The organism is Rhodococcus sp. 05-340-2, from assembly GCF_002258915.1.
GTDB lineage: Bacteria > Actinomycetota > Actinomycetes > Mycobacteriales > Mycobacteriaceae > Rhodococcoides.
The window spans coordinates 17,816-44,526 of record NZ_NOYU01000032.1 but is presented as its reverse complement, the minus strand read 5'-3'; the positions used below and the strand labels follow the sequence as shown (position 1 = coordinate 44,526).

General features: G+C 65.4%; 23 protein-coding genes. 20 read left to right on the top strand and 3 right to left on the bottom strand.

Going from position 1 to position 26,711, the window contains the following annotated elements:
- The first annotated feature begins 647 nt into the window (after positions 1 to 647).
- The 19 genes from CH271_RS19840 (at position 648) to CH271_RS19750 (ending at position 19,369) form a co-directional block, all read left to right on the top strand.
- Entirely contained in the window at positions 648 to 1,730 is a 1,083-nt protein-coding gene (locus CH271_RS19840) for a hypothetical protein (RefSeq protein WP_141216002.1), read from the top strand.
- A complete protein-coding gene (locus CH271_RS19835) occupies positions 1,718 to 3,289 on the top strand; it encodes a cutinase family protein (RefSeq protein ID WP_052049181.1) in 1,572 nt (523 codons plus the stop codon). Before CH271_RS19840 ends, CH271_RS19835 begins: the two co-directional genes overlap by 13 nt.
- Before the next feature lie 58 nt (positions 3,290 to 3,347).
- Positions 3,348 to 4,124 (top strand): hypothetical protein, encoded by a 777-nt coding sequence (locus CH271_RS19830; RefSeq protein WP_052049180.1) that lies wholly within the window; start codon positions 3,348 to 3,350, stop codon positions 4,122 to 4,124.
- Entirely contained in the window at positions 4,121 to 5,008 is an 888-nt protein-coding gene (locus CH271_RS19825) for a MinD/ParA family ATP-binding protein (protein ID WP_052049179.1), read from the top strand. The genes CH271_RS19830 and CH271_RS19825 overlap by 4 nt, the downstream gene beginning before the upstream one ends.
- Positions 5,005 to 5,655, top strand: coding sequence for a DUF6668 family protein (locus CH271_RS19820; RefSeq protein WP_052049178.1), 651 nt, complete (start codon positions 5,005 to 5,007; stop codon positions 5,653 to 5,655). The genes CH271_RS19825 and CH271_RS19820 overlap by 4 nt, the downstream gene beginning before the upstream one ends.
- Positions 5,652 to 5,933 (top strand): hypothetical protein, encoded by a 282-nt coding sequence (locus CH271_RS19815; RefSeq protein WP_032393576.1) that lies wholly within the window; start codon positions 5,652 to 5,654, stop codon positions 5,931 to 5,933. The genes CH271_RS19820 and CH271_RS19815 overlap by 4 nt, the downstream gene beginning before the upstream one ends.
- 10 nt (positions 5,934 to 5,943) lie before the next feature.
- Positions 5,944 to 6,180, top strand: coding sequence for a hypothetical protein (locus CH271_RS19810; RefSeq protein WP_032393575.1), 237 nt, complete (start codon positions 5,944 to 5,946; stop codon positions 6,178 to 6,180).
- Between the two features lie 47 nt (positions 6,181 to 6,227).
- Positions 6,228 to 6,902 (top strand): hypothetical protein, encoded by a 675-nt coding sequence (locus CH271_RS19805; protein ID WP_052049177.1) that lies wholly within the window; start codon positions 6,228 to 6,230, stop codon positions 6,900 to 6,902.
- Entirely contained in the window at positions 6,902 to 7,771 is an 870-nt protein-coding gene (locus CH271_RS19800; RefSeq protein ID WP_082322349.1) for a hypothetical protein, read from the top strand. Before CH271_RS19805 ends, CH271_RS19800 begins: the two co-directional genes overlap by 1 nt.
- Positions 7,756 to 9,333, top strand: a complete 1,578-nt coding sequence (locus tag CH271_RS19795; protein ID WP_032393574.1) for a hypothetical protein — start codon at positions 7,756 to 7,758, stop codon at positions 9,331 to 9,333. Before CH271_RS19800 ends, CH271_RS19795 begins: the two co-directional genes overlap by 16 nt.
- A 65-nt stretch (positions 9,334 to 9,398) precedes the next feature.
- Positions 9,399 to 10,886: an SCO6880 family protein gene (locus tag CH271_RS19790; protein ID WP_032393573.1), complete on the top strand. Its 1,488-nt coding sequence runs from the start codon at positions 9,399 to 9,401 to the stop codon at positions 10,884 to 10,886.
- 28 nt (positions 10,887 to 10,914) lie between these two features.
- Complete coding sequence (locus CH271_RS19785; protein WP_176457433.1) at positions 10,915 to 12,624, top strand: hypothetical protein; 1,710 nt, start codon at positions 10,915 to 10,917, stop codon at positions 12,622 to 12,624.
- Complete coding sequence (locus tag CH271_RS19780) at positions 12,621 to 12,929, top strand: hypothetical protein (protein ID WP_032393572.1); 309 nt, start codon at positions 12,621 to 12,623, stop codon at positions 12,927 to 12,929. Before CH271_RS19785 ends, CH271_RS19780 begins: the two co-directional genes overlap by 4 nt.
- A gap of 4 nt (positions 12,930 to 12,933) precedes the next feature.
- Complete coding sequence (locus tag CH271_RS19775) at positions 12,934 to 14,592, top strand: peptidoglycan DD-metalloendopeptidase family protein (RefSeq protein ID WP_094618327.1); 1,659 nt, start codon at positions 12,934 to 12,936, stop codon at positions 14,590 to 14,592.
- A complete protein-coding gene (locus CH271_RS19770; protein WP_032393685.1) occupies positions 14,589 to 15,182 on the top strand; it encodes a hypothetical protein in 594 nt (197 codons plus the stop codon). The genes CH271_RS19775 and CH271_RS19770 overlap by 4 nt, the downstream gene beginning before the upstream one ends.
- Before the next feature lie 270 nt (positions 15,183 to 15,452).
- On the top strand, positions 15,453 to 17,360 hold the full coding sequence (locus CH271_RS19765; RefSeq protein WP_032393571.1) for a type IV secretory system conjugative DNA transfer family protein: 1,908 nt from the start codon (positions 15,453 to 15,455) through the stop codon (positions 17,358 to 17,360).
- The gene (locus CH271_RS19760; protein WP_230596587.1) at positions 17,357 to 17,968 is read left to right on the top strand and encodes a DUF4913 domain-containing protein; all 612 of its coding nucleotides are present in this window, start codon (positions 17,357 to 17,359) and stop codon (positions 17,966 to 17,968) included. Before CH271_RS19765 ends, CH271_RS19760 begins: the two co-directional genes overlap by 4 nt.
- A gap of 52 nt (positions 17,969 to 18,020) precedes the next feature.
- The gene (locus CH271_RS19755) at positions 18,021 to 18,890 is read left to right on the top strand and encodes a hypothetical protein (protein WP_032393570.1); all 870 of its coding nucleotides are present in this window, start codon (positions 18,021 to 18,023) and stop codon (positions 18,888 to 18,890) included.
- 41 nt (positions 18,891 to 18,931) lie between these two features.
- On the top strand, positions 18,932 to 19,369 hold the full coding sequence (locus tag CH271_RS19750) for a hypothetical protein (RefSeq protein ID WP_032393569.1): 438 nt from the start codon (positions 18,932 to 18,934) through the stop codon (positions 19,367 to 19,369).
- Positions 19,370 to 19,471: 102 nt separating this feature from the next.
- On the opposite strand, the gene CH271_RS19745 is transcribed toward CH271_RS19750, so the two are convergent.
- A complete protein-coding gene (locus tag CH271_RS19745) occupies positions 19,472 to 20,266 on the bottom strand; it encodes a hypothetical protein (protein WP_143546911.1) in 795 nt (264 codons plus the stop codon).
- A 216-nt stretch (positions 20,267 to 20,482) separates the two neighbouring features.
- Here CH271_RS19745 and CH271_RS19740 point away from each other — a divergent pair, with 216 nt between their 5' ends.
- Entirely contained in the window at positions 20,483 to 21,955 is a 1,473-nt protein-coding gene (locus CH271_RS19740; protein ID WP_032393567.1) for a hypothetical protein, read from the top strand.
- Positions 21,956 to 22,142: 187 nt separating this feature from the next.
- Here the strand turns inward: CH271_RS19740 and CH271_RS19735 are convergent, their stop codons facing one another.
- On the bottom strand, positions 22,143 to 24,929 hold the full coding sequence (locus CH271_RS19735) for a hypothetical protein (protein WP_032393566.1): 2,787 nt from the start codon (positions 24,927 to 24,929) through the stop codon (positions 22,143 to 22,145).
- Between the two features lie 72 nt (positions 24,930 to 25,001).
- Positions 25,002 to 26,690: a relaxase/mobilization nuclease domain-containing protein gene (locus tag CH271_RS19730; RefSeq protein WP_176457432.1), complete on the bottom strand. Its 1,689-nt coding sequence runs from the start codon at positions 26,688 to 26,690 to the stop codon at positions 25,002 to 25,004.
- Positions 26,691 to 26,711 lie beyond the last annotated feature (21 nt).

Below are 26,711 nucleotides of genomic sequence, written 5' to 3'. Positions count from 1 at the left end.
GCCCCGCCACAGCAGGCACCGCTTTCTATGCGATGAGACCGGGTCAGTAATCAGCGAATGGACAGACTCAGATCTGACATTCCGAAAGCCGCGCTCACAGCCCCACTCTTTGAGCCGCGTGGCTTAGTAGCCCCCGATCGCGGTTGGCGTCCGCTCGGACGCCAACCGCGAGATGGCTCGCCAACGGACTCACCGCCCTGGGGCTGTTGCCGAGCCAACTCACTTGACGGACCGACGCGAAGGCCAGTTGCAACGCTTCGACCTCGTCGTGTACCGAACTGCGCGACCCGGCGGGAGAACACACCGCTGCCCAAAAAATCTCTCGCAGAAAGGAGATAGCGACCCACCATGTGGATCTTCCAGCAGCTGTGGATCTGGCCCGTCATCTTCGGCTGGCTCTGACTGAGGACGTGGGGCAATCGAATCGACATCCACACATGCCGATCCGATTGCCCCACATAGCCTCCCTGCTGGTCACTAGCTGAATTGCTCGACCGATCTAAGACCCAAACTTGTTGTAGAACAACAAATCTCGAAGGAGATACACCACAATGCCGACTCGCTCTTCGACTAAAGCACGCCACCGTACGATCCCTCGCCCTGTCGCAGCGTCAGCGACAGCAGCGCTCACTTTGACGGTGGCCACGATGTTCACCACCGCTGGATTCGCCGTTGCCGCGCCAGGGCAGCCCGGGGTGACCACAGAAGTTCCCGGCGGCCAGCCGAGCGTCACTACACCGTCCCCGTCGGTGCTGCATCAGGATTCAGGCACGACAGCGGACTGGCAGTACGTCGGCCCGTACGTGCCACCGGCGGAGTACCGCAACGCACCGACCCGTTCGGTTCCCAACTACAACGCGCCGGTCTACTACAGCGAACCCACCGTCGAGCAGACGCCGTCGAAGCCTGCCCCACAGCCCTCGACCGACGCTGTACCCGAACCTCATAAGGACGAGACGGTCGTAGCACCGGGTACGCCGGTTGCTCCGATTCAGGCTCCGGACAACACCGTTCGTTTCGGTGCAATCTCCGGTGAGAAGCCAAGTTGGTTGAGTCAGGACGACGCGGACCGTGTCAACAACACCGCCGCTGTGCTCGAAGCCCAGGGCGCGACGTACTTCAACAACCTCGGCATTCCGACGACACGCTCGGACCGGATGGCGGCCGGCACCACGGCGGGCGTGCTCATCGGAGGAACGACCTCCGCGGTCACGACCTACGCAGTCGTAGCACCGGCGGCGATCTTGGCCGGTGGCCTGATCGGCGGCACCATCGGCGGCATCACCGGCGCAGGAGTCGGGTCGGTTCTGATTCCCGGTGTCGGAGCTGTCCCGGTGGGTGTCGCCGCCACAGCGGGCGGTGCAGCGATCGGTGCAGCGGTCGGCGCTGCTGCAGCGCTGATTCCAGCGGCCGGTGTCGGCGCAGCCGGAGCGGTCATCGGCGGTGTCGTCGGCGGCGCATACGGTGCGGGCGAAAACCTCGGTGAAGCACCTTCGCCCGCCCCAGCACCTGCCCCGGCACCCACGCCAGCCCCTACTCCCGCGCCACTCGCGGCCCCGGTGTGGACTCCTCCGGAGGCAGCGAGCATCGCACCCGCGCTTCCGTTGGAGGTGCGGGAGATCGTCGCTGCGCAGCCGGGCGGTACCGATGTACTCGCCGCCGCCGATACCGTTGCAGCGCAGGCGGGATCGTTCCTGGATTCGGTTGCCCCTGCTGGATGGCACCTGTGACCTCGCGTCCTCGGCTCCGCGTTGCTCGCGTGGCGTTGGCTGCGGCCGCCACTGTGGCGGTCGTGGTCAATGCCACGTCGCCGGCGTTGGCTGCTCCGAGCGAGTCGGGCACGGACCTCATCACGGGGCCGTGCCCGGCGCTGTTCGCCCTCGGCGTGCAAGGGACCGGGGAGTCCGCCCCCGATGCCGCGCCGACGACCGATACCGGGATGCTTTCGCAGGTCTTCATGCCTCTGCTGGCCAAAGCCGTATCCGGTGGTACTGAGCTCGCTGGGCGGGCGTATGTGCCGTACGACGCCGGGTTCGGAGGCGCGGTGCCCGGCGGCAACGTCCCCTACACACAGTCGGTCGAGGGTGCGGAGACCAGCATCGACGCCATGGCTGCGGAGGTCGCTGCCGCATGCCCGGAGACGAAATTCACCGCCGCCGGCTACAGCCAGGGCGCTCACGCGGTCTCGACGTGGGCACAGAAAGTCGGAGCCGGTCAGGGGTCGATTCCGGCCGCCAAGCTCGTCGGGGTCGCCACCTTCGGCGACCCGACTCGGGCCGTGGGTGCACCGCTGTTTCCCGGTGCACCAGGGCAGACGACCCCAAAGCCTGCACCCGGCACCGCAGGGACAGAGGTCTCGAAGATCGAGGCCCTCGACCAGAACGCGCCGACCGGTGGAGGTATCGCGCCCACGTCGGACACGGTGAGCAACTACGGCGCGTTGACCGGCCGGGTCGCGAGCTTCTGCCAGTCCGGAGATCTCGCGTGTGACGCACCGTCGGATTCGCCGATCCTGCGGGTGGTGACCAACATCGCCGGTCAGTCCGAGCTCTCGGCCGGTGACCCGGTTCGGTCCCTGTCCTCGGTCGCGGAAGCGTTGGCGATGACCTCGATCAAGACGGCAGTGACGGTGGTCAACGAGGACATCAAGGGAACGACGCTGGCGAACCTGTCGATCGCTCCGAAGAAGTCCCTGTCCGAGCGTCTCGCGGCGGCATCGGATCCCAATACTCCGCTACCGACTGCCGACCAGGCGATCTCGGCTCTGCTCAAGGTGGGGACGATCGGGTTCAACGCCGTGAAAACGGTGGCGAAAGAGATCCTGACGCCGGCGAATATCGCCGAACTCGCCACAGTCGGGATGTCCAACCCCGTCGCCGCGGTCGGGTTGCTCGGAACCAAGCTCCTCGGCGCGGCCGCCAAGCTCGTTCCCCCGGCCACGACGTCGCGGTTGACCAACCAGGCCTTCACCGCTGTCAAAGACAACATCACCGACAACAAGGACCTGTTGAACCTGGCGACCCTGACGAAGTACTCGTCGACCATCGCTCAGCACGGCTCCTACGGGTCGACACCGACCACCCCGACAGGTGAATCGGCGACGGCGTTCGTGACCGACTGGTTCGTCGCGCTCGCCAAGGACCTGGCTAACGGTTCGACCGATACGGGCGGCATCGACGCCGACCCCAGCTCCCCGCTCCCGAGCACTGCGATCACCACCGCCGTCGTCACACCACCGGCCAGCACCAGGCCGACCACGACGACCACTCCGGCTGCTCTGCCGAATTGAGAAAGCCCCTGGCGCACACCTGCTGTGCGCCAGGGACTCTCGAAGAGAGGAACCAAAGATGATGACATACAACAACGAAGCATCGACCTCCCTCGACTCTTGGTTTCCACCCTTCGATCCCCTCGACGCCACCCCGGCGGCCGATGCCACACCGCCACAGAACGTTCCGGCAGCAGACAAGCCCGATGACACCCGGTCCGCCGCCGACGGGTCACACTGGCTTCTCGCGCCCCCACAGCCAGCAGCGCCACGACCGCGACCCGCTCGACGCCGCTCCGTCAACGCCCGCGCGCTCGGCATCACCGCGGCGGCCGTCGCGATGACAGTCGGTGTCGGAGCACTTGCGGTCGCTGTCTTCACCTCCGACCCGGACACCACGCCCGAGGTCGAGGCCGTGTCGACCCCAGCCTCGACATCGGAGCTGCCCGCGCCCACGACCACCACCGCTGCGCTCGCCCAATCCTGGTGCCCCGAATCGGTGACCGACGGGGTGGTGACCGGCGCGGGCCCGGGCGGTACCACCTCGGGAAGCGCAGCGATCCTGGCGTTCGAGCACGCCTACTACGTCGAACGCAGCGGCGCGGCCGCCCGCGAGATCCTCGCCCCGAACGCGCAGTTGAAGTCTGCAACCGCCGACGAGCTCCAACGCGGTATCGACACCATCCCCGCCGGTACTGAGCACTGCGTGAGCATCCGGGCCGCCGCCCCGAACACCTACGCCGTGACCCTCGAGCAGCGCTACAGCGACGGCACTCGCACCACGGACAAACAGACCATCAGCACCACCGACGCCGGTGGCCGCACCTTCATCACCTCGATCGGAGCAGCACAGTGACCGAAGAGCGCGCCGAATGGATGAGCGAATGGCTCACCCCGCCCCCAGAGAGCCCGTTACCCGACACCGCGGACCAGGGCGCACGGGTCCTTCCCCTACGTGCTCACCCCGAACCGGTGCCCGCCCCCGACCCGATACCACCGATGACTCTGGTCCTCGGTGCCTGCGGGGGCGCAGGAGCGAGCACCACAGCACTCGGACTGGGCAACGCATGGTCTGCTCGCGGCCACGACGTGGTCGTCGTCGACGCCACACCTGCAGGCGGTGATCTGGTCGAACGCGGCGCAGATTCCATGGTCAGCGACACCGTCATCGAAACCGCCTTCGACAGCTCCGACCCCGACAACGTGCCGGCCTCGGTCGCCGACTGCACCTCCGCGACCTCGGCAGGAGCACACATACTCGGGCGCGCCTGGCTGCAGTCGGTCGAGCCGGCATACCGGGGCATCGATCGCTACCTCCGCAGCCAAGTCGACACCTCGATCTACGACCTCGGACACCGCGGGTTCGGCCGCGCCGCAGCCGATCCGCTGCGGTCCGAGCCCTGGGCGGCGATAGTCCTGGCCGTCCATGCCCGCGCCGATGCCGTCAATCGGATGCGCGCGGCACTGGAAACCATCCGCTACACCGCCACGGATGCAGGCCCACTGCGCACCATCGTCGCGATATCCCACCAGCTCCCGGGAACACCAGGAATCGACCTCGACGAACTCCGAAACCACCTGCACGGCAGAGTGTTCGCCGTCCTCGACATCCCCTACGACCCTCACCTGGCCACCGGGCTGCCGATTACGGCCGACGAGCTGAACCCAGCGACGTCCGCTGCCTACGAGCAGCTACGGGCAAGCACCGTGCGCGCTGCCGCCGGAGGGCAGGGCCGGTGAGCATTCCCCACCTCGCGACCCCCGGCAACCAGACACCCCGCGGTGCGGGAGATCTCTCGATGCGCCTACCCGAACGCGAGCTCCCGATATGGGACAGGCCGATACCACTACCGGATCGTTCCCCGTCCCCGATGCTCTGGCTGCTCGGCGCACACGGCGGCGCAGGCGTGAGCACCCTCGCCCACGTTCTCGCTCCCGCCGGCGACTGCGGTGACCGCTGGCCCGGCGGGTACGGAAAGCAAAGTCCCTACGTCGCGATCGTTGCCCGCGAGACCGTCTCGGGACTGGTCAAAGCAGGTGAACTGCTTCGTCAACACACCGCAGGCCACGGTGGACCCTCCACGATCATCGGCCTGATCACCGTGGCCGACCGACCGGGTCGAAAGCTGCCCAAACAGATCCAGCAGACCCGCGACGTCGTCACTGCACTCGTCGGCCGCGACTGGCGCATCGGCTGGGTCGAGCAGTACCCACTCGCGCGAGATCCCAGCGGCCTGGCGGTCTGGTCACCGTTCGATCCGCAACCGGAGAAAAAGCGCAGTGCCACAGACGTTCCCGCCGACATCGCCACCGTCGGATCGGAACTACGCGAGGCCATCCTCCTCGACGTTCGACGCTCCACCACCCCGACAGAAGGAAAGCCATGATCCTGCACAGCCTGCACACCGGAATCGACATCCTCGCCCAGATCGAGCTCACCCCCGAAGCGCCACCGAAGTCCGACGGCTTCCTACGCCTGGGCCGCTGGCTCAGTTGGTTTGTCCTTCTCGCCGGTGTGTGTGCACTGGTCTACGGCGGCGGAAAATTCGGCTGGGAGAAGTACAACGGCGGGGCACTGGAATCGCCGAAGATCGTCGTCGGAGCCCTGATCGGCGGTGTCATCGCCACCAGCGCCGGCACCATCATGACCAGCGTCGCCGGATGAGCGTGCACAGGTGAAGACACCACCGACCGAGGTCACCGAACCATTGGTGCAGTTGCTGCAATACCTGCTCTGGTTCGCCTTCGCGATATTCACCATCCGATTGATCTGGGCCGCAGGACGTTTGGCCTACACCCGACGAGAGTCCCCCCACGAGACCGACGCCGCTCAATCGATCGTGGTCACGCTCATCTCGGCCGTGTTCGCCTCTGCCGCAACCGGTATCGCCGCAGCCCTGTTGACGTTCTGACCATGCGAGCGCCCCAGCATCGCGTAACGAAAGAGGTATCTCCGACCATGACCGCATCCACACCCGACGACGGGGCACCCCGCATCCGCGGGGCACGAGCATGGATAGCCGTCGGGCTGCTCGCAGCGGCACTGGCCACGGCCTGCAGCTCCGGCGGCACCGAAGCCACCGATACGGCGGCTCCGACCACCTCGACGGCCCCGGATCCGTCCGCACCACCGACCGGGGTGCGCTGGCAGGACTACCAAGGCATCGCACTGCCTGTCGGCGATCAGGGCCCGGCCCACAATCCGGGAAGCGGCCCTGTCGGCGGATTCACTCACGACCCGCAGGGTGCGGCCCTGGCAGCACTGCAACAGACCGTGCGGATCTCGGTCGCTCCCGACTACCAATGGCCATCGGTGGTCAATGCCGCGGTCGCTCCCGGACCTGCACGTGACTCGTTCGCCGTCAACCGGCAACTGATCTCGATCACCGCACCCCCTGCCGCCGACGAGCGTCCCTCGATCGCCGGGTACCGGATCACCGACTACACCGTCGAGCGGGCGGCTCTGACGATCTACACCACCTTCCCCGACGAATCGATCGCCGCATCCGACACCGCCGTCGTGTGGTCGGGCGAGGACTGGCGGCTACTGCTTCCCGAGCCCGGCGACACCACCGTCAGAGTGCGCTCGATCACCGAAGTACCGGAAGAGGCAACACCCTTGGAGAAATCGTGATGAGCACAGGACCGCGACACAATCCCGTCCCGTCGTCCCCGGATGACGACGGACAGGTCCTGGGCGGACGCCGGTGGACGTTGGTGCTGTCGGTGATCGTGATCGTTCTCGTCGTCGTCGGCGGCACCGCGGCCGTCCTGATCAACCGCAGCGCCCGCGAGATCTCCGCGCCGCAACCCGACACCGCCAGTCCCGCCGCGCCGCAGCCGACCCAGAGCAACCGCGCCGACTGGGGACTGCCCTACCTCGACGAACTCGGCTTCCGCGTCGAGGTGCCCCCGAACCCGAACGGCATCGCCCTCGACCAAGACCCCGGCTCTCGCCCCGATCCCAGCTCCGCCGACTACCAGAGCGCCCCGCCTGCCGGGGTGATGTGGCAGAAAGTGCAGAACTATCCCCTCCCGTTCTCCGCCTCCGACGGGCCCACCGCAGTCGACGGTGCCCTCGCCACCGGCTTCGCTCGAACCCCACAAGGCGCGGCCCTGGCGGGACTGCAGCTGGTGAACCGCAGCCAATCCACGTTCGAGGGTGCAGCGGCAGTGATGGGTACCCGAGCGGTCGCCTCGACCCCCGAGCTGCAGACCGAGCTCGACCGCAATCTCGCCAACGCCCAACGTCAGATCGCGGCCGGCAACACCGCGCCGCCGGCCAAGCCATTGTTTCGGCAGGAGGCCTACCGCCTGACCTACTACTCGTCGGACTATGCGGTGATCGAATACGCCGGCAAGAACGTCTCCGGCAATGGCTGGACCACGGTGCCGATCGAGCTGCTCTGGCGCGGCGGCGACTGGTCCCTCAAGCTCGCCGAGGCGGGCAAGGTCGGCAACACCCCGACGTTGGCGGGGTGGACGCAATGGCCCGGAAAATGACGACCCTCGCCCTCCGGTGCCTCCGGTCGACAGCAGTGGCACTGGTGATCGTGCTTGCGGTGATGCTGACCGGCAGTGCGATCGCGGCCGCGCAGGAACCCACTCCGGACGACACGGCACAGACGGACTCGGCGCAGACCACCGCGTGCGACACCGCCGGCGACGTCGTCGGTGACGTGTTGGGCACGCAGTTGCCGGTCATCGGCGATCTGATCGGCGGCGCGAGCGGCGCACTGTGCGCAGCGGACGGCAACCCCCTCGACGCAGCCAAGAACTTCGCCACCAGTCAGTTCGCGGAGATGTGGGAATCGCAGTTCGGGGAGATCGTGCAGTCGATCCTCACCGGCATGGCGCAGGTACTGACCATGGCGATGACCTGGTGGATCAAGATCCCGAACCCGGATCTGCAGAATTTCACTCCGCTGCAGACGATCTCGGAGTACACGGGCTGGATACAACTGGCACTGCTGGTCGCGACGATCATCTTCCTGGCCTTGCGTCTGGCGGCTGCGCGGCGTCACGCACTGCTCAACGAAGCCGAAGAAACCTACAAGGCCCTCTCCCGCACCATCATTGCCGCCACGATGTTCTCCGTCGTCGTCGCCGCGGGAACCCGTGCCGGGGACGCGTTCTCGGACTGGCTGATCACCGATACCTCCAACCGTGACCCGGTGGGCATGGTCGACTCGATGCTCTCGATCAACTCCTACGGCAGCGCCACCCCGGGGTTGATGCTGATCATCGGATTGGTCGGCCTTCTCGGCGCGATCGCGCAGGCAGTGATGCTCGTGGCCCGCCAGGTGCTTCTCATTGCCGCTGTCGCGGCCGCACCGCTCGCGGCCGCGGCCGGAGGTACCTCGGTCGGCTCACAGTCCTACGACAAGATCGTGGCCTGGATCATTGCGTTCCTGCTCTTCAAGCCCGTCGGCGCGCTGGTCTACGCGATGGCGTTCCTGACCGCACAGAACTCGGCGAACGTCACCGAGGGCGAGATCCCCGACATCGACCAGCTCCAACAATCGCTGTTGGGCATCGTCATGCTCACCATGGCCGCGGCGGTTCTGCCCGCGATGATGCGCCTGTTGGTGCCGGCGGTCGCGGCCGTCGGCTCGGGTGGATCCGGTGCCGCCGCAGCAGGAACAGCTCTGATGGCCGGAGCTGCGGTCGCCACGGGCGGAAAGTCCATGGCCGCAGGCAAAGCAGTCGGTGGCGGCAGCGCAGGCGCGGCAGCGTTCTCCGGAGGGGCCGGTGGTGCCGGACGACTCGCCGGCGGTGGCGGCGGCGGTGGTGGCGGTGGTGGCGGCGGCGGGGGTGGAAGTCGCACGAGCCCACGACCGAACCTGACCCCACCCTCGCCAGGCGGTTCGCCGTCCTCGGCATCAGGCCGACAGAGTCAGAGCGCCAACGGATCTCGCGGCAGCTCGGGCGGCGGGTCGGGATCGAAGGCAGCCAAGGCGGTGGGATCCGGAGCTGCGGACGCAGGACGTTCGGCTGACGACCTCGCCGGTGGCCGAACCTCGAACAACAGCAGCAGCAGTAGCCGACACGCGATACCACGATGACCACCCCGACATCGGCCACACCGGTTGTGGCGCAACGTGTTCTTTCCTATCCGAGGAGTGAGTAGATGGCGACGAGAACCGAAGCAGGTCTGCTCTACCACGGGTGGACCAAGCCTCGAAACACCGGATTGTTCGGTGCGACATGGGCAGCGACGATCATCGGGTTCGTCCTGGTGATCTCGGTGATGGTGACCATGATGTTCGCCGGTTTCGGCGCAGGCGTGGTCGTCGCATCAATCGCGACAGTTGTTGCCGCACCGCTGGTGTGGAGCAGAGATGGTCGATCCGGATACGAAATGACGGTGCTGAGAATGCAGTGGATACGAGCACGACGCAGGAAAGAGAACATCTACCGAGGCGGGTTGTTCTCCGAACTACCCGGAGGCAAAGCGTTCCTCCCGGGCATCATGGCCCCGACCAAACTCTACGAAGGCGAAGATGCCGCCGGGTTCCGGTTCGGGATGATCCACATGCCCGCCAAGCACTGCTACACCGTGGTGCTGCGCGCCTGGCCGCAGGGCGACGAAGCAGTCGATCAGTCCCTGATCAACAACTGGGTCGGCGAATGGGGAGTCGTACTCGCCGCGATGGGCCAGACCTCCGACATCGTGGCCGTCGTCCCGGTCATCGACACTGTCCCCGAAACCGGTAACCGGTTGCTCGCCGAAGTCAGCCGCAACACCGCGCCGAATGCGCCTGCCCTGGCTCAGCATTCGATGTACGACCTCGCCGAGTCGCTGCCCACCGAACAGGTCCAGCTCGAGGCCCGGATCGCAGTGACCTTCCGCGCCACCACCGATGCCCGCAAGAAGGACCCCTCCGAGCAGGCCGTCGAGATCAGCCGTCGACTACCCGGGCTGTGCGCGGCCCTCAAATCGGCGTCGGTGATGGTCCGGCCCATGCCTGCGGCCGACATCGTCGCCTTCGTCCGGCGCTCCACCGATCCCGCTTCACAGGCGGATCTCGAGCGCGCGTCGTCGAGCTCGGCCGGACACGGACTTCACTGGGACGACGCCGGACCGGTTTCGCACGAGGAGAAGTTCGACCAGTACGTCCACGACGGTGGCCGGTCGGTGACCTGGGAAATGGATTCCGCTCCCGCGAGCGCCGTCGACGAGGGCGTCCTTCGTCGCATTCTCGCTCCCAATCCCGACGTGCCTCGCAAACGTGTCGCGATCGTCTACCGACCGCACACCGCGGCGGATGCGGTCAAGATCGTCGACACCGACTACAAGAACGCACTCATCGCCGAGCAAGGCGGGCGCGGCATCGGATCGGTGACCGCCTCGATCAAGGTCGAATCGACCTCCCGCGCCCGCGAAGAGCAGGCCCGTGGCCACGGACTGGTGCGCTTCGGGGTGCTGATCACCGTCACCGAGCCCCTCACCGGCGACATCCCGGCCATCGAAGCCATCGTCCGCGATCTGTCGGTGCAGTGCCGTCTCAAGATCCGCCGCGCCTACCGATGGCAGGCCGCCGGGTTCTACGGCTCCCTCGGCATCGGGGCAGTGCTGCCCGAACACGCCACCCTCCCCGGCGCACTCGCCGGATAAGCACCCGAGACGAGAAGGGGACCCGTCCATGGTCAAGATCCTCGACGACACCGCCCGCGCGGCCCTGGTCGTCGCCGCGAACCGTCCCGGCGTACGCAGCATGTGGGCCAAACACAAGCTCGCCACCGACGACCGCCGCCGTCGCAACCGCGACGCCGCGGACTACTCGTCCTCGGCCGACGGCTTCGCCCGCTCGACCCTACGCCTGACCGACCGCGGATTCGCCGGTCCAGGGGGCGGGCGCACCAACACCGTCGGCCGACAGATCGAGTACCGCGCCACCTCCGTCCAAGCTGCCGGCCTGTGGCCGTGGTCGGTCGGTGCCGGAGCACCACTGATCGGGACCCCGATCGGGCAACACCTGCTCACCCGCGCCGCGGTCTGCTTCGACCTGCTCAACTGGTTCATCGAAGGTCTGATCACCGCACCGGTGGGCTTCGTGCTCGGACTCAACGGTTACGGCAAGTCCTCGTTCGTACGACGCGTGGTCCTGGGCGGTATCGCACAGAACGTCACCACCCTCGTGCTGGCCGACGTCAAGCCCGACTACCGCAAGGAAATCGAAGCCGTCGGGGGCCAGGTGATCGATCTCGGCTACGGATACGGACGCATCAACCCGCTCGCCGGTGGGGTCCTGGGATCGGTGATCCCCACGCTCTCCGCGTTCCCCGACCTGCAGCGCCGCATGCTCGCCGAGCTCCGCGGCCGCCAGGTCCAGGTCGTCTCGGGACTGATCGAACTCTCCCGCGGCGGCCCGGTGCAGGACTTCGAGGAAACGATCCTCGCGACCTCGCTGAACCTGCTCTACGGCGAGATGGGCTACACCCCCGATCGCCCGCCCCTGCTCGGTGACCTGCTCGCCCTCGTCATCGACGGACACCCCGAACTGATCGCCGACGCCGGCGAAGACACCGTCGAGGAGTACCGGCGCTCGACCAAACGCCTCCGGCAATCACTGCGCGGGCTGATCAAAGGCCGGTTCGGTGAAGTGTTCAACGGACACACCACCACCGAAATCGATATCGACGCCGTCGCCATCTGCATCGATGTCTCGCACATTGCCGAAGGCGACACCAAACTCAAAGCGGCCGTGATGCTCGTGTGCTGGTCCGACGGCTTCGCCGCCATCGAAGCCGCACACGCCCTCGCCGACGCGGGGCTGGGACCGCAGCGCTACTTCCAGGCCATCATGGACGAGCTCTGGCAGGTCCTGGGTCTGGGCGATTTCATGGTCGACCGCGTCAACGCCCTCACCCGCTTGAACCGAGCCATTGCCACCGCGCTGTGGATGATCACCCACACCATCACCGACCTCGAATCGCAGTCCACGACCGGATCGGCGAACAAAGCCCTGGGCTTCCTCGAACGCGCCCGCGTCAAGGTCATCGGCCCGATCCCGGAAAAAGAAGTCGAACGCCTGGCCGGCATCGTCAAGTTCACGGCCACCGAATCCGACATGGTCAGCGGATGGTCCGCGCCGCCGCCCATGACCGGAGATCGCCGCAAACACGACGAGCCGATCGAGCCCCCATCCGGACTCGGCAAGTTCCTGATCAAGATCGGCGAGAGCGAATTGAGCCCCGGCATCCCGGTACAGCTGATCTTCTCCGCCGCCGAGATCGACGCCGGCATCCACGACACCAATTCCCGGTTCAGTGAGTTCGCCGACGCGAACCTCGTCCGCGAGGTCATCGAATCCGACATCGCCGCCCCTGAGCAAGCAGGAGCGCCCGCATGATCGCCGAACGAAAGTACAAGCGCCTCACCCTCGAACTGCGGGCAGCAGCAGTACAGACCGTCGCCAAGGTCGCCACCGAGGTGTCCTCCCGGTGGAGAGCGATCGAGCTCGTCGCCGAAACCCTCGAGGTCCACCCGAACACCCTGCGCAACTGGGTCGTGGCCGCCGGCCGCGACGCCGCCCCCGTCACCACCGAACAAGCCGAGCGCCGCGCCCGCGAACACAAGGTCCAGCTCGCGGCAGCGACGGAGCTGATCGCCACCCTGACTGCAGGAATGGGCCCGCACACCGGTCGGCGCGCATAGCGACGTGGACGCCAAGAAACTTCTCGTCGCCACCGCCGCGACACTTCTCGGGCTGGTCCTGATCGTGGTGGTGATCCTCGCTCCGGCGTCGACGACCATCGCCTGCGCTCCCCCGTCCGGTGCCGCGGCTGGCGCGATCGCGCCGGCCGGGTCGCTGGTCAAGCCCACCGCCAGCGACACCACCACCGACAGCTCCGGTTTCGGCCCCCGGTGGGGCACCGTCCACCAGGGGATCGACCGCGCCGGCCCGGTCGGCACCCCGATCTACGCCTTCACAGACGGACGTGTCGCCGAAGCCGGGGAGGCCGCCGGATTCGGGCACTGGATCATCCTTGACCACGAGATCGACGGCCGGACCTACTCCACCGTCTACGGTCACATGTTCGCCGACGGTGTCCTCGTCTCTGCCGGCCAGCACGTCTCGGCCGGCCAGGAGATCGGGAAGATCGGCAACGACGGCGAATCGACGGGCGCACACCTGCATTTCGAGGTGTGGGAGGGCGCGCGGCTCCCCGATGGTGCTGGAACCGCACTCGACCCCGCGCCGTGGGTCGCCAAGGCCGCCGAGCCCGGCACCGCCGCCCAGCCACAGACCTCGAGCTCCCCCGGTGCAGGAACGGGCGGCCTCAATGCCGCACAGCTCGCACTGGCGAAACAGACCGTCGCCATCGGCGAGGCGATGGGGGTACCCGAACAGGGCATCGTCGTCGCGCTCGCCACCGAAGGCCAGGAGTCGACCTATCGGATGCTCGCCAGCTCGAATGTCCCGGACTCCACGAACTACCCCCACGACGGCATTGGATCGGATCACCTGTCGGTCAATCAATTTCAGCAACAAGTGACGATCTGGGGCACGACGGAAGAGCTGATGAATCCAGTGACCGCGAACATCAAGTTCTATACCGCCCTGCTGAAGATCCCCGGCTGGCAGTCGATGGCTGTCACCGACGCCGCCCAATCAGTGCAAGGGTCTGGCCACCCCGGGGCCTACGCCGACGACGAACCACTCGCCCGCCAGCTCTACGCACAGTTCAAAGGTGCCCGCGCCGACCTGACCGCCGACGACCTCGCAGCGATCGCCAACAACGGCACCGGCGCGGTGGCCACCGCCGTCGTCGACGGCGGTACCGCCCCCGGTGCCTGCACCCCGCCTGCCGGCGGATCGAGCGGAGGACCGACCTTCGTCCCCGGCGGTCCATTCGGAGCCAATGTCATTGCCGCAGCGTCGAGATGGATCGGCACACCCTACGCATGGGGAGGCGGAGATTCGAGCGGTCCGACCCGAGGAATCAGCGACGGCGGAGGCGCAGCCGACGCGAACGGCGACACCTCCAAAACCGGATTCGACTGCTCCGGATTGACCCTCTACGCCGTCTTCCAAGCATCGGGCGGAAAGATCACACTCCCGCACTACACCGGCGACACCTCCAACCCCGGACAGCTGGGCGACCCACGGGGACAACCGATCCCGTTCGAGGACAAGCAACCCGGAGACCTCATCTACTTCGGCTCCGGAGGCAACACCCACCACGTCGGTATCTACACCGGCACCGAAGGCGGCCAGGACATGCTCCTCAACGCCCCCCAGTCCGGCCAAACCGTCTCGATCATGCCGCTCTCCGGCTGGGCCGGAGAAGACATGTACGTCAGGAGATTCGGATGAACACCACACCACGCACCCACCGACGCGCCGCTTTGGCCCTGCTGGCGGCCCTCACCTTGGTCATCGGCGGCTGCGGCAGCGACGACTCCGGTCAGGACACCGGCGACCATCCTCTCGATGCCGGCGGACCGACGACCTCGCTACCCGCGCCCTCGACCCCGGACCTGCCACAGGCCTTCGCCGGGGTCGACCAGACCGATCCCGAACAGGTCATGCTGGCCGCCGCGACCACTCTGTTCTCCTACACCCCGGCAGACGAGCCCAACCAGCTCGCCGCAGCGAAGCGGGCGCAGCCGCTGTTCGACGAGCGCTACTACGCCGACAACGCCGCCTCGTTCATCGCCCTCGCCCCGATCACCGGCAACCAGTGGCAGGACTGGGCACAGGCAGGTGCCCGCGTCATCGCGGTCGCCGCGATCGGCGGCGACGACCATCCCGCCGATCAGAGCGGACGAGTCTCACGCGTGGTCACCGTCACCCAAACCGCCACGACCCCCGACGGAAAGACACTGGGAACCAACACCTTCGCGGCATACTTCACCGCAACCAAACTCGGCGTGTGGCGCGTCAACGCGGTGGCTGTGCGATGAGCTTCCTGGTCCTCTACGGCCACGGCACCGCCGCCGGGCCTTCTCCCGCCCCCGCCCTGCAGATCGCAGCCGACACCATGGTCGGCTACATCGACGAGCTCGAACGAGGCCACACATTCGTTGCCGTACAGGGCCATTCGCACGCCGTGACACCGCTCCAGGTAGCCGATCCACCGGGATCGACGCACCGCCCCCGGCTTCACCGTCACCATCACCGCCATCGTCGAAGTCTCCTGACACACCCGCCCACCAACGAGAAGGACTCCCCACATGAGCACTCGCAGCGTCAAAGACCCCGCCACCACCGACGGCTCCCTGGTCCTGCTCGGCTTCGGTGCCGCCGTCGCCGCCCTCGCCGGAGGCGGACTGTGGGCCGGCATTCACCTGGGCACCGACCAACCCGCCCCGGACAATCCCATCGCCATCGCCAAACGCCTGTTCCGCGGCGATCTCGTATGGCAGACCGGCTCGACGATCGTCGTCGTCCTCTCCGCACTGGTGCTGCTCGCGGCGGCGGTCGGAGCGCTGGTGCTGCTCGGTCGCTACCGGAGCAAGAAAACCCGCGTCGACGACAAGGCCCGCCACCTCGGCCGTGGCCGCGACATCGAATCGCTCAGCGAGAAAGGATGCAGACGCAAAGCAGCGGACCTGGCGATCGAGCTGACACCCACACAGGTACCCGGCGTCCAGGTCGGCCGTCACCTGCTCTCCAAGCAGATGCTGCGCGGCAGTTACGAGGATCTGCACTGCGACATCTGGGGGCCGCGGACCGGTAAGTCCTCCTCGCGGGTCATCCCGGCGATTCTCGACGCCCCGGGCGGGGTGATCACCACCTCCAACAAACGCGACGTCGTCGACGCGACGCGGCTCTGGCGCAGCGTGCGCCTTCTCGACCGCGTCACCGGGGAACCGGTCAAGGCCGCGGCGGTGGACTGGAGCACCTACGGCGACAGTAAGGCCGTCCCGGCCAAGGGCATGGTGTCCGTCGAGTCCCTCGAGCGGCGCCCGGTGTGGGTGTTCGACCCGCAGCAGGTCGCCGACGAACAGCCCAGCTGGTGGTGGAACCCGCTGACCTGGGTCACCGACGAAGTCAAGGCCGCCGACCTCGCCGAACACTTCGCCTCCGGCGACGACGGGGTCGAAGCCAAGAAGGACCCGTTCTTCGACCCCGAGGGCCAGGACCTGCTCGCCGGGCTGATCCTCGCCGCCGCGGTGGCCGGGCGCCCGATCACCGACGTCTACACCTGGGCAACGCAGGAGAAGAACAAGGAGCCCGTCGAGATCCTCCGAGGGACCGCCGACGGCCGATACCGCTTGCAAGCGGATGGCCTTGCCGCACAGTACAACCAGACCGAGAAGCAGCGATCCGGCGTCTTCACCACCGCCAAGAAGATGATTCGATCGCTCAAGCTCTCCGCAGTGCACCCGTGGATCCGTGCGAGCGGACCCGGCGATACTCGCCCGCACTTCGACCCGCGGGCGTTCGTCGCCGAGGGCGGCACGATGTACAGCCTCTCCCGCGAAGGAAACGGCTCCGCCGGTCCCCTGGTCACCGCCTTGACCGTGGCCATCATCGACGCCGCCGAACAGCTCGCCACCACCTCCCCCAAAGGTCGTCTCCCCGTCCCTCTCCTCGCACCGCTCGACGAGGTCGCCAACGTCGTGCGCTGGGCGAAACTACCCGGCCTCTACAGCCACTACGGCTCCCGCGGCATCATCATCATGGCCGTCCTCCAGTCCTGGTCCCAAGGTGTAAATGTTTGGGGCACAGAAGGAATGCGCAAGCTCTGGTCCGCTGCCAACGTCCGCGTCTACGGCGGCGGCGTCGCGATCGACGACGGCGAATTCCTCCGCAACATGTCCACCGCGATCGGTGATCACTGGGAAATCAGTGGATCGGTCTCCACGAGCGATCATGGCCGCAGCGTCTCACGCTCGCGTACCAAACAACGCACCTTCACCGAAGCCGAACTCGAAGCCCTCCCCCGCGGACGCGCCATCGTCCGGTCATCGGGGAACACACCGGTTCTCGTGCGGACCGTGCCGTGGTGGGAAGGACCGAACCAGGCCGCAGTCGTCGCGTCCATCAGAGTCCACGACCCCGAAGCCGATCGCACCCTCGCCGGCGCAGTCACCCTCGTCGGGAGCGTCGACCTGACCAAGGAAGGTGCAGCGTGAGCGAGGATTTCAGCTTCGACGGCCTCGACGACACAGCCACCGAAGCGGCCGCGGGATCGTTGAGCGAGCCGATGCGGGCCCGGGTCCAGGCGGGCGTCGACCGACGCCTGAGCGCCGAAGTCGACGCGATCGCCGCCGCACAGTTCGAGGAGCTCCTGACCCCCGAGCTGCACCACCAGCTCGCCGAGGCGACACGGGCTCGGATGGAAGCCGAGCTCGACGCCGCGATAGACGCGGCCGGCAACGAGCCCGAACCGCTCAAGTTCGGGTCGGTCGAGGAGTTCGTGCGCGACCACCTCGCCGTCCTCTACCGCCGCGAGGTCGAAGACGTACCGCACCGATGCTGGTGCCCGCAGTGGTGGCGGCACGCCGAAGCCGTCGCCCGCCTCGAAGCGCTGTGGCGATCGTTCGAGCACCTGCGCAAGGACCCACACACCGGCATGAGCGTGTGGCTGCGCGATCACGCCGACCACCACATGGAAAAGCTCTTCGCCTCCGACGGCCCCTTCCAGAACTGCGATACCCGCACCGGACACTCCGACCGGCTGCATCCGCTGCCCGTGGACCCCGCGCCGCCAGCGATGTTCCCCGACCAGCGACAGCGCTGACCCCCATCCGATCCGGTAACGAGCCGGACCGCCAATTGAAAGGTGACACCACATGTCCGATGACGAGCTCGGCTCCGCCAGTAGAGAAGTGGGGATGGTGTTCCGCGTCGGGATGCAGCTCGCATCCCGTTTCGCCGAACAGAGCGCCCGCCGACGTGAACAGCAGTCACGCGAGGCCGAACAGCACAGCAACCAAGCTGCGCGCGAATACAGCGAACGGCTCCGCACCGAACGGATCGCCGCCGAAACCCAGCTCCGCAGGCCTCTCGACCCTCAGTGGTGGGACCGGGCGACACCTCACGACATCACGACCGTCTACGAGCAGGCCAAGGCCTGGGAAAGCGAGTCGGAGATCGCCACGCAAGCCGCAGCAACGGTCCGCAGCGAAGTTCATCGTCGATACGGCGTCGACATCACCGATGACCGCGGGGCCCGAGCGTTCATCGACGACAGCCAGCGTAAACATGCCCTCGCCCAGAACTCCGACAGAGCGGCAGGACTCGATCGCGCCCAGGCCGCAGCACTCATCGCCGACGCCGAGCACCAGGACGCCGAAACGCAGCAGCGGCACGCACAGGACGGCTACGGATCCGGCCCTGGCATAGAAAACGAAGAGGCCCAGCCGCTGAGCGAACGTGAGGCCCGGGACCAGAACTCAGAGCACACTGAGCGGTCGCAGGAGACAGACCGACGTGCTGAAGCCGATCACAGCTACGACAGCGCCGCACGCCGCGAGCAGTTCGCCTCGGACATGCGCGCGGCCGGCGTCGACGACGAAGCGATCGCCGCGCGGATCTCCGCAGACATCTGCCAGGGCGCACCCGCCGGAGCCATCACAGTGCCTTCGACGAAATCACCTCGAGCACGCAAAGGACGTCCCGGCAACGGAAAGCACACCGACCGCGAACGTTCCGGCCGCTGACCTTCTTTCACGCCCAACACCCATCCAACACAGGAGAACCCATGAACACCATCACCCGCACTGTCGCCACCGCAGCCATCACCGCCGCAGCATTGATCGGCGGGACCGGTCTCGCAGCAGCGGACGTGCCACCTGCAACCCCGAGCCTGACCGGCGACGACATCGTCACCGTCGGAGACAACGGCGGCTGCAACGGACCCATCCACATCGACCGCACCACCGACCGCACCCACCCCGGCCAACTGACCATCACCGCCACACCCCGCGGAGACCTCGGAGCACGTCCGGGCTGCGGAACGACCATCCAGGTCGACTGGGTCAACGGCATCGCCCCGTTCACCCACTCCGCACAACTCCCCCTCGACGGAGGCCCCGCCACCATCACCGTCGACGCCGGACTCGGCGCAAGCTGGGTGACCGTCTCCGTACTCCCCCAGCGAGCATTCGCCGTATCGAACTACATCTGGATCGCTCCGTAGAACGACGAAAGCCCCGTGTTCCGTGACCTCAAAGGGTTCCGGGAACACGGGGCAAGGGGGGCGAATGTACGTGAACGCGCTAGAACATCCGGTACGCCGCGACTACTCGGCCAGCAGGCGGATCACCGTGTGCCGGACCCCCGCGATACTCGCCGCTCCGATGAGCAGAACACCGAGTACGAGGGCGAGGGCGTCAGAGCCTGCAAGGTGCCAGTGGAGAGCGTTGACGACGGTTGCCGCGGCGGGAATCGCGAGCAACGACGTCTTGTACGCGATGCACACGATGGCGAGTGCTAGCCCACCGAGCGCTCCTGCCACCTGGACGTTACCGAGATCGAACCCCGCCATGGCTGCGACAATCGCCAGCGAGTGGGCAGCTGCTGCGGCTTGGAACGTCGCGCTGGGGACGTGAATCGTGAGGCCGAAGGCAGCGGAATTCCCATCGCCAGCGGTGTGGCGTCCGCCCACGGCGTCGGTGAACCAGAAAGGCACCCTGATCTCGAATGATGGGCGTCGCCTCCTGGCGGCCGCGACGCCAACTGACGCCGCGATCAGGACCACCAGGATCAGGGCGACGAGAGGTTGTTCGAGGTGGACCCAGAGTGCGACGTTGACCGCCGCTGCTGACACCGGAACGATCGCGAGGCGCGACCTGTTCGCAGCCGCTGCCATCATCACTGCGATCATCCCCACCAGTACGACAGGAACAAGTTGATTCGTCAGCAGAGTGGTCCCAGCCATGCTCGATGCGATCCAGATGGAGTGGGCGGCCCCCGCTGCCTGGAACGATGCTCGAGGAAACAGGATCGGAATGCGCACCGCAGCCCGCACGGTGCGCCCACGAAAGTACATGTTGAAGGGGATCGGAATCGAACCAATCCGCATAGGATGAAGCATGGCTACTCCTCGTCGTAGAAGGCTGGAGAGCTGAATCGGACGGCACACCCCCGGCCATGGGGGTGTGCCGTCAATTATTACCTTCAAAAATGCCGACTGACCAGGGACGATGCATGCTTGCCGGCTGAATAAAATGAGTAAACTTGTTTTTTTATTTTCAAAAACCGATCCCTCGTTTTAACGCACCGCACCGGCCGTACCGCTACCGTTCAGCGGATGGGAAGACGCCCGATCGACTGGAGTAGGCCCGAGTCGCTGTACGATCCGGCACTCGCAATTCTCGACGTCATCGACACCAAGAAGGATCTCTCGTCCGTCGCATCTGCTCTCGGCATCAATACGCAAGCAGTCGAAGACCGGATCACGAAAGTGGAGCGCCTGTTCGGCAGCAGCAACCCCGAGCTCGCATTGGTCAAACGCAACGTCGACGGTGACGAACTGTCGCTTTCCGCACGCGGGCAGAAGATGCGTCAAGACTTCGCTGACATCATCGACAAACTGAACTCGCTCCACGAGAATCGGCCAGCACAACACGTCCGAGTCCTTCACCTCCCGCATCACACGCCCGCTGTAGCGCCCGCCGCGCTGACATTCGAGAAAGTGGTCTCGAAGAACGCCTCCGATGGGAGCAGACCGAGCCACTATCGGACCGAACTGAAAGTTCTCGGTGAGCATCATCGGGCACCAGACCACTTCATGGCCCGCGGCATCCGACCGATGGTCGCCGGCTACTACGACGTCGTGGTCGGACTTCCCTTTGTTCGCGACGCGAAAGACTCCCCCCAGTACAAACAGCTCAGGCATAAAATCCACACAGAAGACCTGTACCGGGCCTGGCTCGAAGTTCAAGTCGACGAGATCGACCAGCGATCGGAATACCCGATCGAAGATCTGCGAGGCGTCCCCATCCTCACCGCTCCCAAGGAAACCCGATCACGCCAAGCGCTCAACGCCGCTGCCAAGGCCGCCAGCGTCCATCTGACCGAGCGGCGATCCGAATTCGAGTCGAAGGTGCTGTTGATGGCCGCCGCGCACGGAATGGGTACCCCCGTCCTACCTAGTGACGTCGCATTGCAGTTCGATGCCAACGGTTTGCTCGGGGGCGGGTGCGCTGAGAAGAAGAAATGGATTCCCCTCGTAAACAAAGACGGTCAACGTCTCTGGTACTGGGTTTCCGCCACTACCCGCCCCGGGGACGACGATGCGAAGAAGTTCGTCGACCATCTCAAAGCGGCAGCCAGAAAGCTGATGATCGATCACGGCCGGGGCGAAGCCGTGGACCTCGACAGTGCGCCCGAATGGATCCAGGACCAATTCGAGTACCCCCGGAAGAAAGTAGTAGTCGGCGGCTACACCTCCGACGCCGAGGGTCGTGTACTCACGATTCTCACCGGACAATTCATCACCGCTACCCGATTCGAGTACCTCGGTGCAGCCAACGCCATACCGCGAGGCGCAACCGGGGCCGACAAACGGATCGGCGGCCTCATAGCTGCCTTGAATCTCATAAAGCAAGACGATTCTCCGTTCTCATCCTCATCCGACATCGGCGGAAAGAACTTCACCTGGGTCAAGCCTGAACGTGTTATCGAGATCGAATACGAGCACGAAGTCACGGGGCGTCACGGCTTCACCCGTGGATACGTCCTGCGCCCCGACGGGTCCGAAGCTCGAACGGTCCGATGGTGACGACGTTGCGCAGAGCAATGCCGACTTTCGATTTACAAGACTTCAGAACCAGTCACGTCTTCCATTCCGCCACTGAGCTACCTCAACGGACGGTTCACGTGGACGTTGCAACGAGCAGTTGTGCGGCTGCCACTGCACCAGAGGGTTTTACCGTCTTCCCGGAGGCCCTGCTCAAGCGCGGCGAGACTCACGCAATCAATTCGATCTCGTCGGAGTTGAACCCGAGGAGCGTCGCGATGGCGGCCTGCGCTTCGTCTCCGTAGATGTCTACCGATTCGTCGTCGCCGTACAAATTCGAGTAGAGGTCAGCAGCATTCCTAGGGTTGGATGTCCGCTGCGCGAATTTGATCTGGACGTCGGTGGGGTCCCCGATTGGCTGGCTGTATGCGACCAGTGATGGGACTTCCGTGTTCCCGAGATGGACGGCAACCCGGAGCGCGTGTTGGGGCCGATGTCCCCGTTCTCCACCGATCGTAAGTTGTTCCGACAGCGTTCGAGCAAGAGCCGCTGTTCTGATGTGTGCAGAACGTAGGAGTTGGCTGAGCCCACCAGCTTTCATCTTGATCTTCTGGGGTGGCTGAAGTCGGTTGAACCGCCGCGCGGTGTTCCAGAAGTCTTCCAGAAGGTCGACGACGGGATCGTCGATCAGTCCTGCAGGCTGGACCCGTTCGTTGATGTGATGCGTTCGCTCTCCGGGTCTCAAGGCGAGATGGTGTTCGAGCCGCGCAAAACGGAAAGGACCGTCGTCCTGCAAGATCCCGAGCTGCGACTCCGTCAGCTCGATCACTCGAGATGTTCCTCGCAGTTCGACGAAGAAGTATGTTTCGTCGAGGCTTTGTCCTACGGCGTATCCACGGGGCTCGGTCAGCGCATAGATCTCGCGTTCGACATCGCTGACGTTGTTGCGAAGGATGTCCACGAGTGCGGCGCGACGGTAGGCGTATTCACGCATCGGCAATGCAGGTCCCGGGTTCTCCATCCACCACTTCTCAGCGCCGTCGGACGCTATGGGTCGTCCTGTTGCCAGGTGAACTGCTTGGAATAGCCGATGCGACGGGATGGTCGATGCCTGGTCCTCGAAGACTCTGACCGTTTTGACGCGGCGACCGTATGCGACGGTATCGACAGTCAGCGCTGATGCTTTCGCGTCTCGTCGATTCACCGTGTTGTTGAAAATTGACGACATGCTGATGGGTTGGCCTCCATAGTCGACCCACACAGCCAAGACCGGATAGACGGATCCAGTCAGCATGTTGAATCGATACAACGGATGCTCGTTCGCTCGGTCCAATAGTTCGCTTGCGTCGGTACGTCCCGGGTCGGTCAGCACCAACGTCGATTCAACTCGCAGCTGCTCGTAATGTTCGTGCACGACCCGGTTGGTGATCTGAGGGACCATGCTTTTCCCCAAAACATCTTGGATTCGTCCGTGTAGAACGATTCGAGTTTGGTCGTCCGGATCTGCATCGAGAGTGACCACAACATGCGGGTCCGGATTGATTTGAATGTCTTCATCAGCTGTCGCGATGAGGCCCTGTTCTAGTAGCACTGGGATTGCCGTAAGCGCTTCTCCACGATCGGCCCCGAACCTGTTGTGCGCATATATCAGTGCTGGTTCGGGAGGGGTCCACACGCCACCCGGATGAGTGGTCTCCAGTTCGATCAGAGCTGCAAGAACTGCCAGCTCCGCCGAGTTCAACCGCAGGATGGTACTGAGGGCGGGGTTGTCGACTTGACTGGTGAGCGCGAAGGCGGCTGTCCGTGCGATCGGCACCATCAAACCACTGAATTCGATACTGTCTCGTCGGTACTCGTCGAGGAGGGCTCGGTACGCCGGTTCGCCAATCTCTTCGCGTTCAGTATCGCTGAGCATGAAGTTCCAGAGATGACCACGGCGGCTCTCGTGAAACCACATCTGTCCGTTGCGGTCGATACTGAGAATGCTCTCTCGTTCGAGAGCTGTCCGTAAGACGCCCCATTGGGTCGCAGTGAGGTCGAGGTAGCTGGCGATGGTGCGTTCGTTTGGGGGCAGCTCGTAGACCGCTAGTTGGCGGGCTGCGACCTGTGCGTCTGCGGGAAGTCGGGCCAGTGCGTGTTCGAGGGACAGGACGAAGGCGGTAGGGGGTGTGTATTCGTCGAGGGATCCTCCACTACGAAGTTGGCCGATCAAACCTTCGATGATGAGCGGGAATCCGTTGCTGAGAAAATGAACTCGGTCTGTATGAGTCGTCGAAAGACCAGCTCGTGTCAGCATGGATCTGACACCTGCATGGTCGAGTCCGTCTACGACCGCTTCGCCGCATCCTGCTTCGCGCAGACGTGCCAGACCGACCTGCGGGTGGTGGGCTGCAGAAGACCAGCCTAGGACGAGCTGCGTTCGTTTAGGCGGTGCCAGAACCAGACTCGCCAATGTGCGCTGATCATCATCTGTCAGTCGTTGGCACTCGTCGATCGCGAGGATCAAATCTCGCTTCAAAACGCTGGCCACCTCGTCGCATAGACGGACGAGAAGCTTTACGACGTTGCTATCACTGCGGGTCTGAAGATCTCGCCGCATCTCCTCGGTGGTGTCACGCCGGAGTCCTTTGAGGAACGCGGCAGCCCCCTCGCCAACATGCTCGCCCAGACGACCCTTGACCAAGGCCATCAGTTCTTGAGTGACAGCCTTCGCGAAGCTTTTTCCTAGCTCCGCAGCCATCTGCTTGCTCGCCATGTCGAACCGGTGTTGGACTTTGCGCCACAACGTACGGTCCAGGATGGACGTGCTGAGAGCAGAGACGAGACCCTCGAGGAGTGCCACCTGCAGCGCGCCACCGTCCCACGAGCATGTGGTGGGTGGCGGTGCAATCACGCCGCCGGCCGCGCGATGTGTTTGGTGCGCGCCGAGTATCGAGGATTTTCCGGTGCCAGTGTCACCGCTGACCACGATGATGGGGTTCGGCAACGACAGTACGTGTGTGAGCTCCGGCCGCATCAACGCATTATGTCGTCAGTTCCGGACAGTCGTGCATGGCGACTGCAGATCGCTCACAAACGATTTGCCGTCTCAGCGAGTGTCTCTGCCGTCTCGATCGCTACTACGCGCGCGCGACAGAGGCGGTCGAGTTTGAGCAACGTCATTCGCGATGTGCGGCCGAGAGGAGGTTGACGTGGAGATTGCGCTCTGCGTGAAGCGTGCCGCCTCTTCGGCGTCCGCGAGCTCAGCAGCGGTGTAACCCGAGACAGGGGTACTCCCGCTCGCAACAACGTCAACCGCGGTCCGATCTACGGTCGACTGCATAACTTCCAGCCGAGTATGCATCGCGGTGAGCCGTTCCCGGGTGACGACCTCGAGGTCGCGTGCGTACGCCGCGTCACCGGCCGCACGTGACGCCGCCGCGATCGCTTCGGTTGCCTTCATCAACTGCCGCAGCAGCAGGATGTATCCGGTGGTGGCGTCGAGTCCTGGTTTGCACGCCATGACGATCAATGCCGCGCCGCCGGCCGACACCACACCGGCCGACTTTGCGGCGCGTTGGTGCGCCGGCAACTGCGCCGCGCGGGCGAGCTGCTTCGACGCATGTGCGAGCGGCCCCGGACGATTCTCGACCTTCGCCGACCACGCTGCGAACACGCCAGCGGTCCGGCCTGCCGCGCGCGCCCATTGCGCGCGATCAGTAACCGGAATTCTCGTGAGGTAGTCGTTCCACCGTTCGAGATCTTCCGCTGCTCGCGCGAGCAATTTCGGATCGGCCACAACAGCTTCCGGCCCGCTCCGCTTGGCGGGCTTCCCTGCTTTGGCTGCAGTCCATTCGTCGACGGCGCGCGCCGATTCCTCTGCGGAGGAATCCCATTCGCTGCGCAGTCGCGGCAGCGTCAGGTCCTTCGACAGTTTTCCTCCGCCGTACCAAACAGCGGCGACCGTGCCCTCACCTTGATTGGGTCGCAACGCCACCGAGTAGCCCTCGACAGTGTCGGTGGTTCCCTTGGTGAATCGTGGCCGCACCAACACTCCACTGCCCCGTAGTCGACGCACGAATTCTGCTTCGGTCTTCGAGGCGGTAGCTGCAGCACGCACGCGACGCTCCAACACATCTCGACCGGTCTCCGGCAGGTGCGCTCGGTCAGCACGGCCCTGCTCGGCGGGCTTGGTTCCGCGGCCGCCGAGTTGCTGTTCGCGGGACTGCAGAACTTCCAGACCGTACCGGTGTTCGAGGGTGTTGCACGCGGCCTGCGCCCGCTTCCGGTCGTTGAACGTGTTGACCTTCGTACCGTCCTCGCGGACAGCGGATGCCGCGATGTGAATGTGGTCGCCGCCGGCCTTGGTCTTGCCGTGCCGGATCGCCACCCAGCGAGCCGGGGCTCGTGGTGAGTCCGCGTCGTCGAAGTCCATTTCCTTCATGAAGTCGACCGCGATCGTCGCCCACTTCACGTCCGACAGCTCACCCTCCTCTGGCTTGAGCGAGAGCGAGCAGTGCCACACGTTCTGATCCGACGTGGCGTCGGCCAACGCCACCGATCGCGGGACACCGTCGTCGATGGCAGCGTTCATCTTGCGTCGACTCGTCACCGACACCTCGGTACCGAACACCACACGCGCAGTGTCCAGTTCACCCGCCAACGCAATGGCGTCCTCGTGCGACAGCTCGCCCGCCGGGGCCGCGAACACGATGCTCTCGTGCCCGGCGACGACGTGCGGATTCTCGTGCTCGTTCGACTTACCCGGACCGGCGAGATACACCACCAGCCCGGTCATCTTCGCGCCCCGAGTGATGTT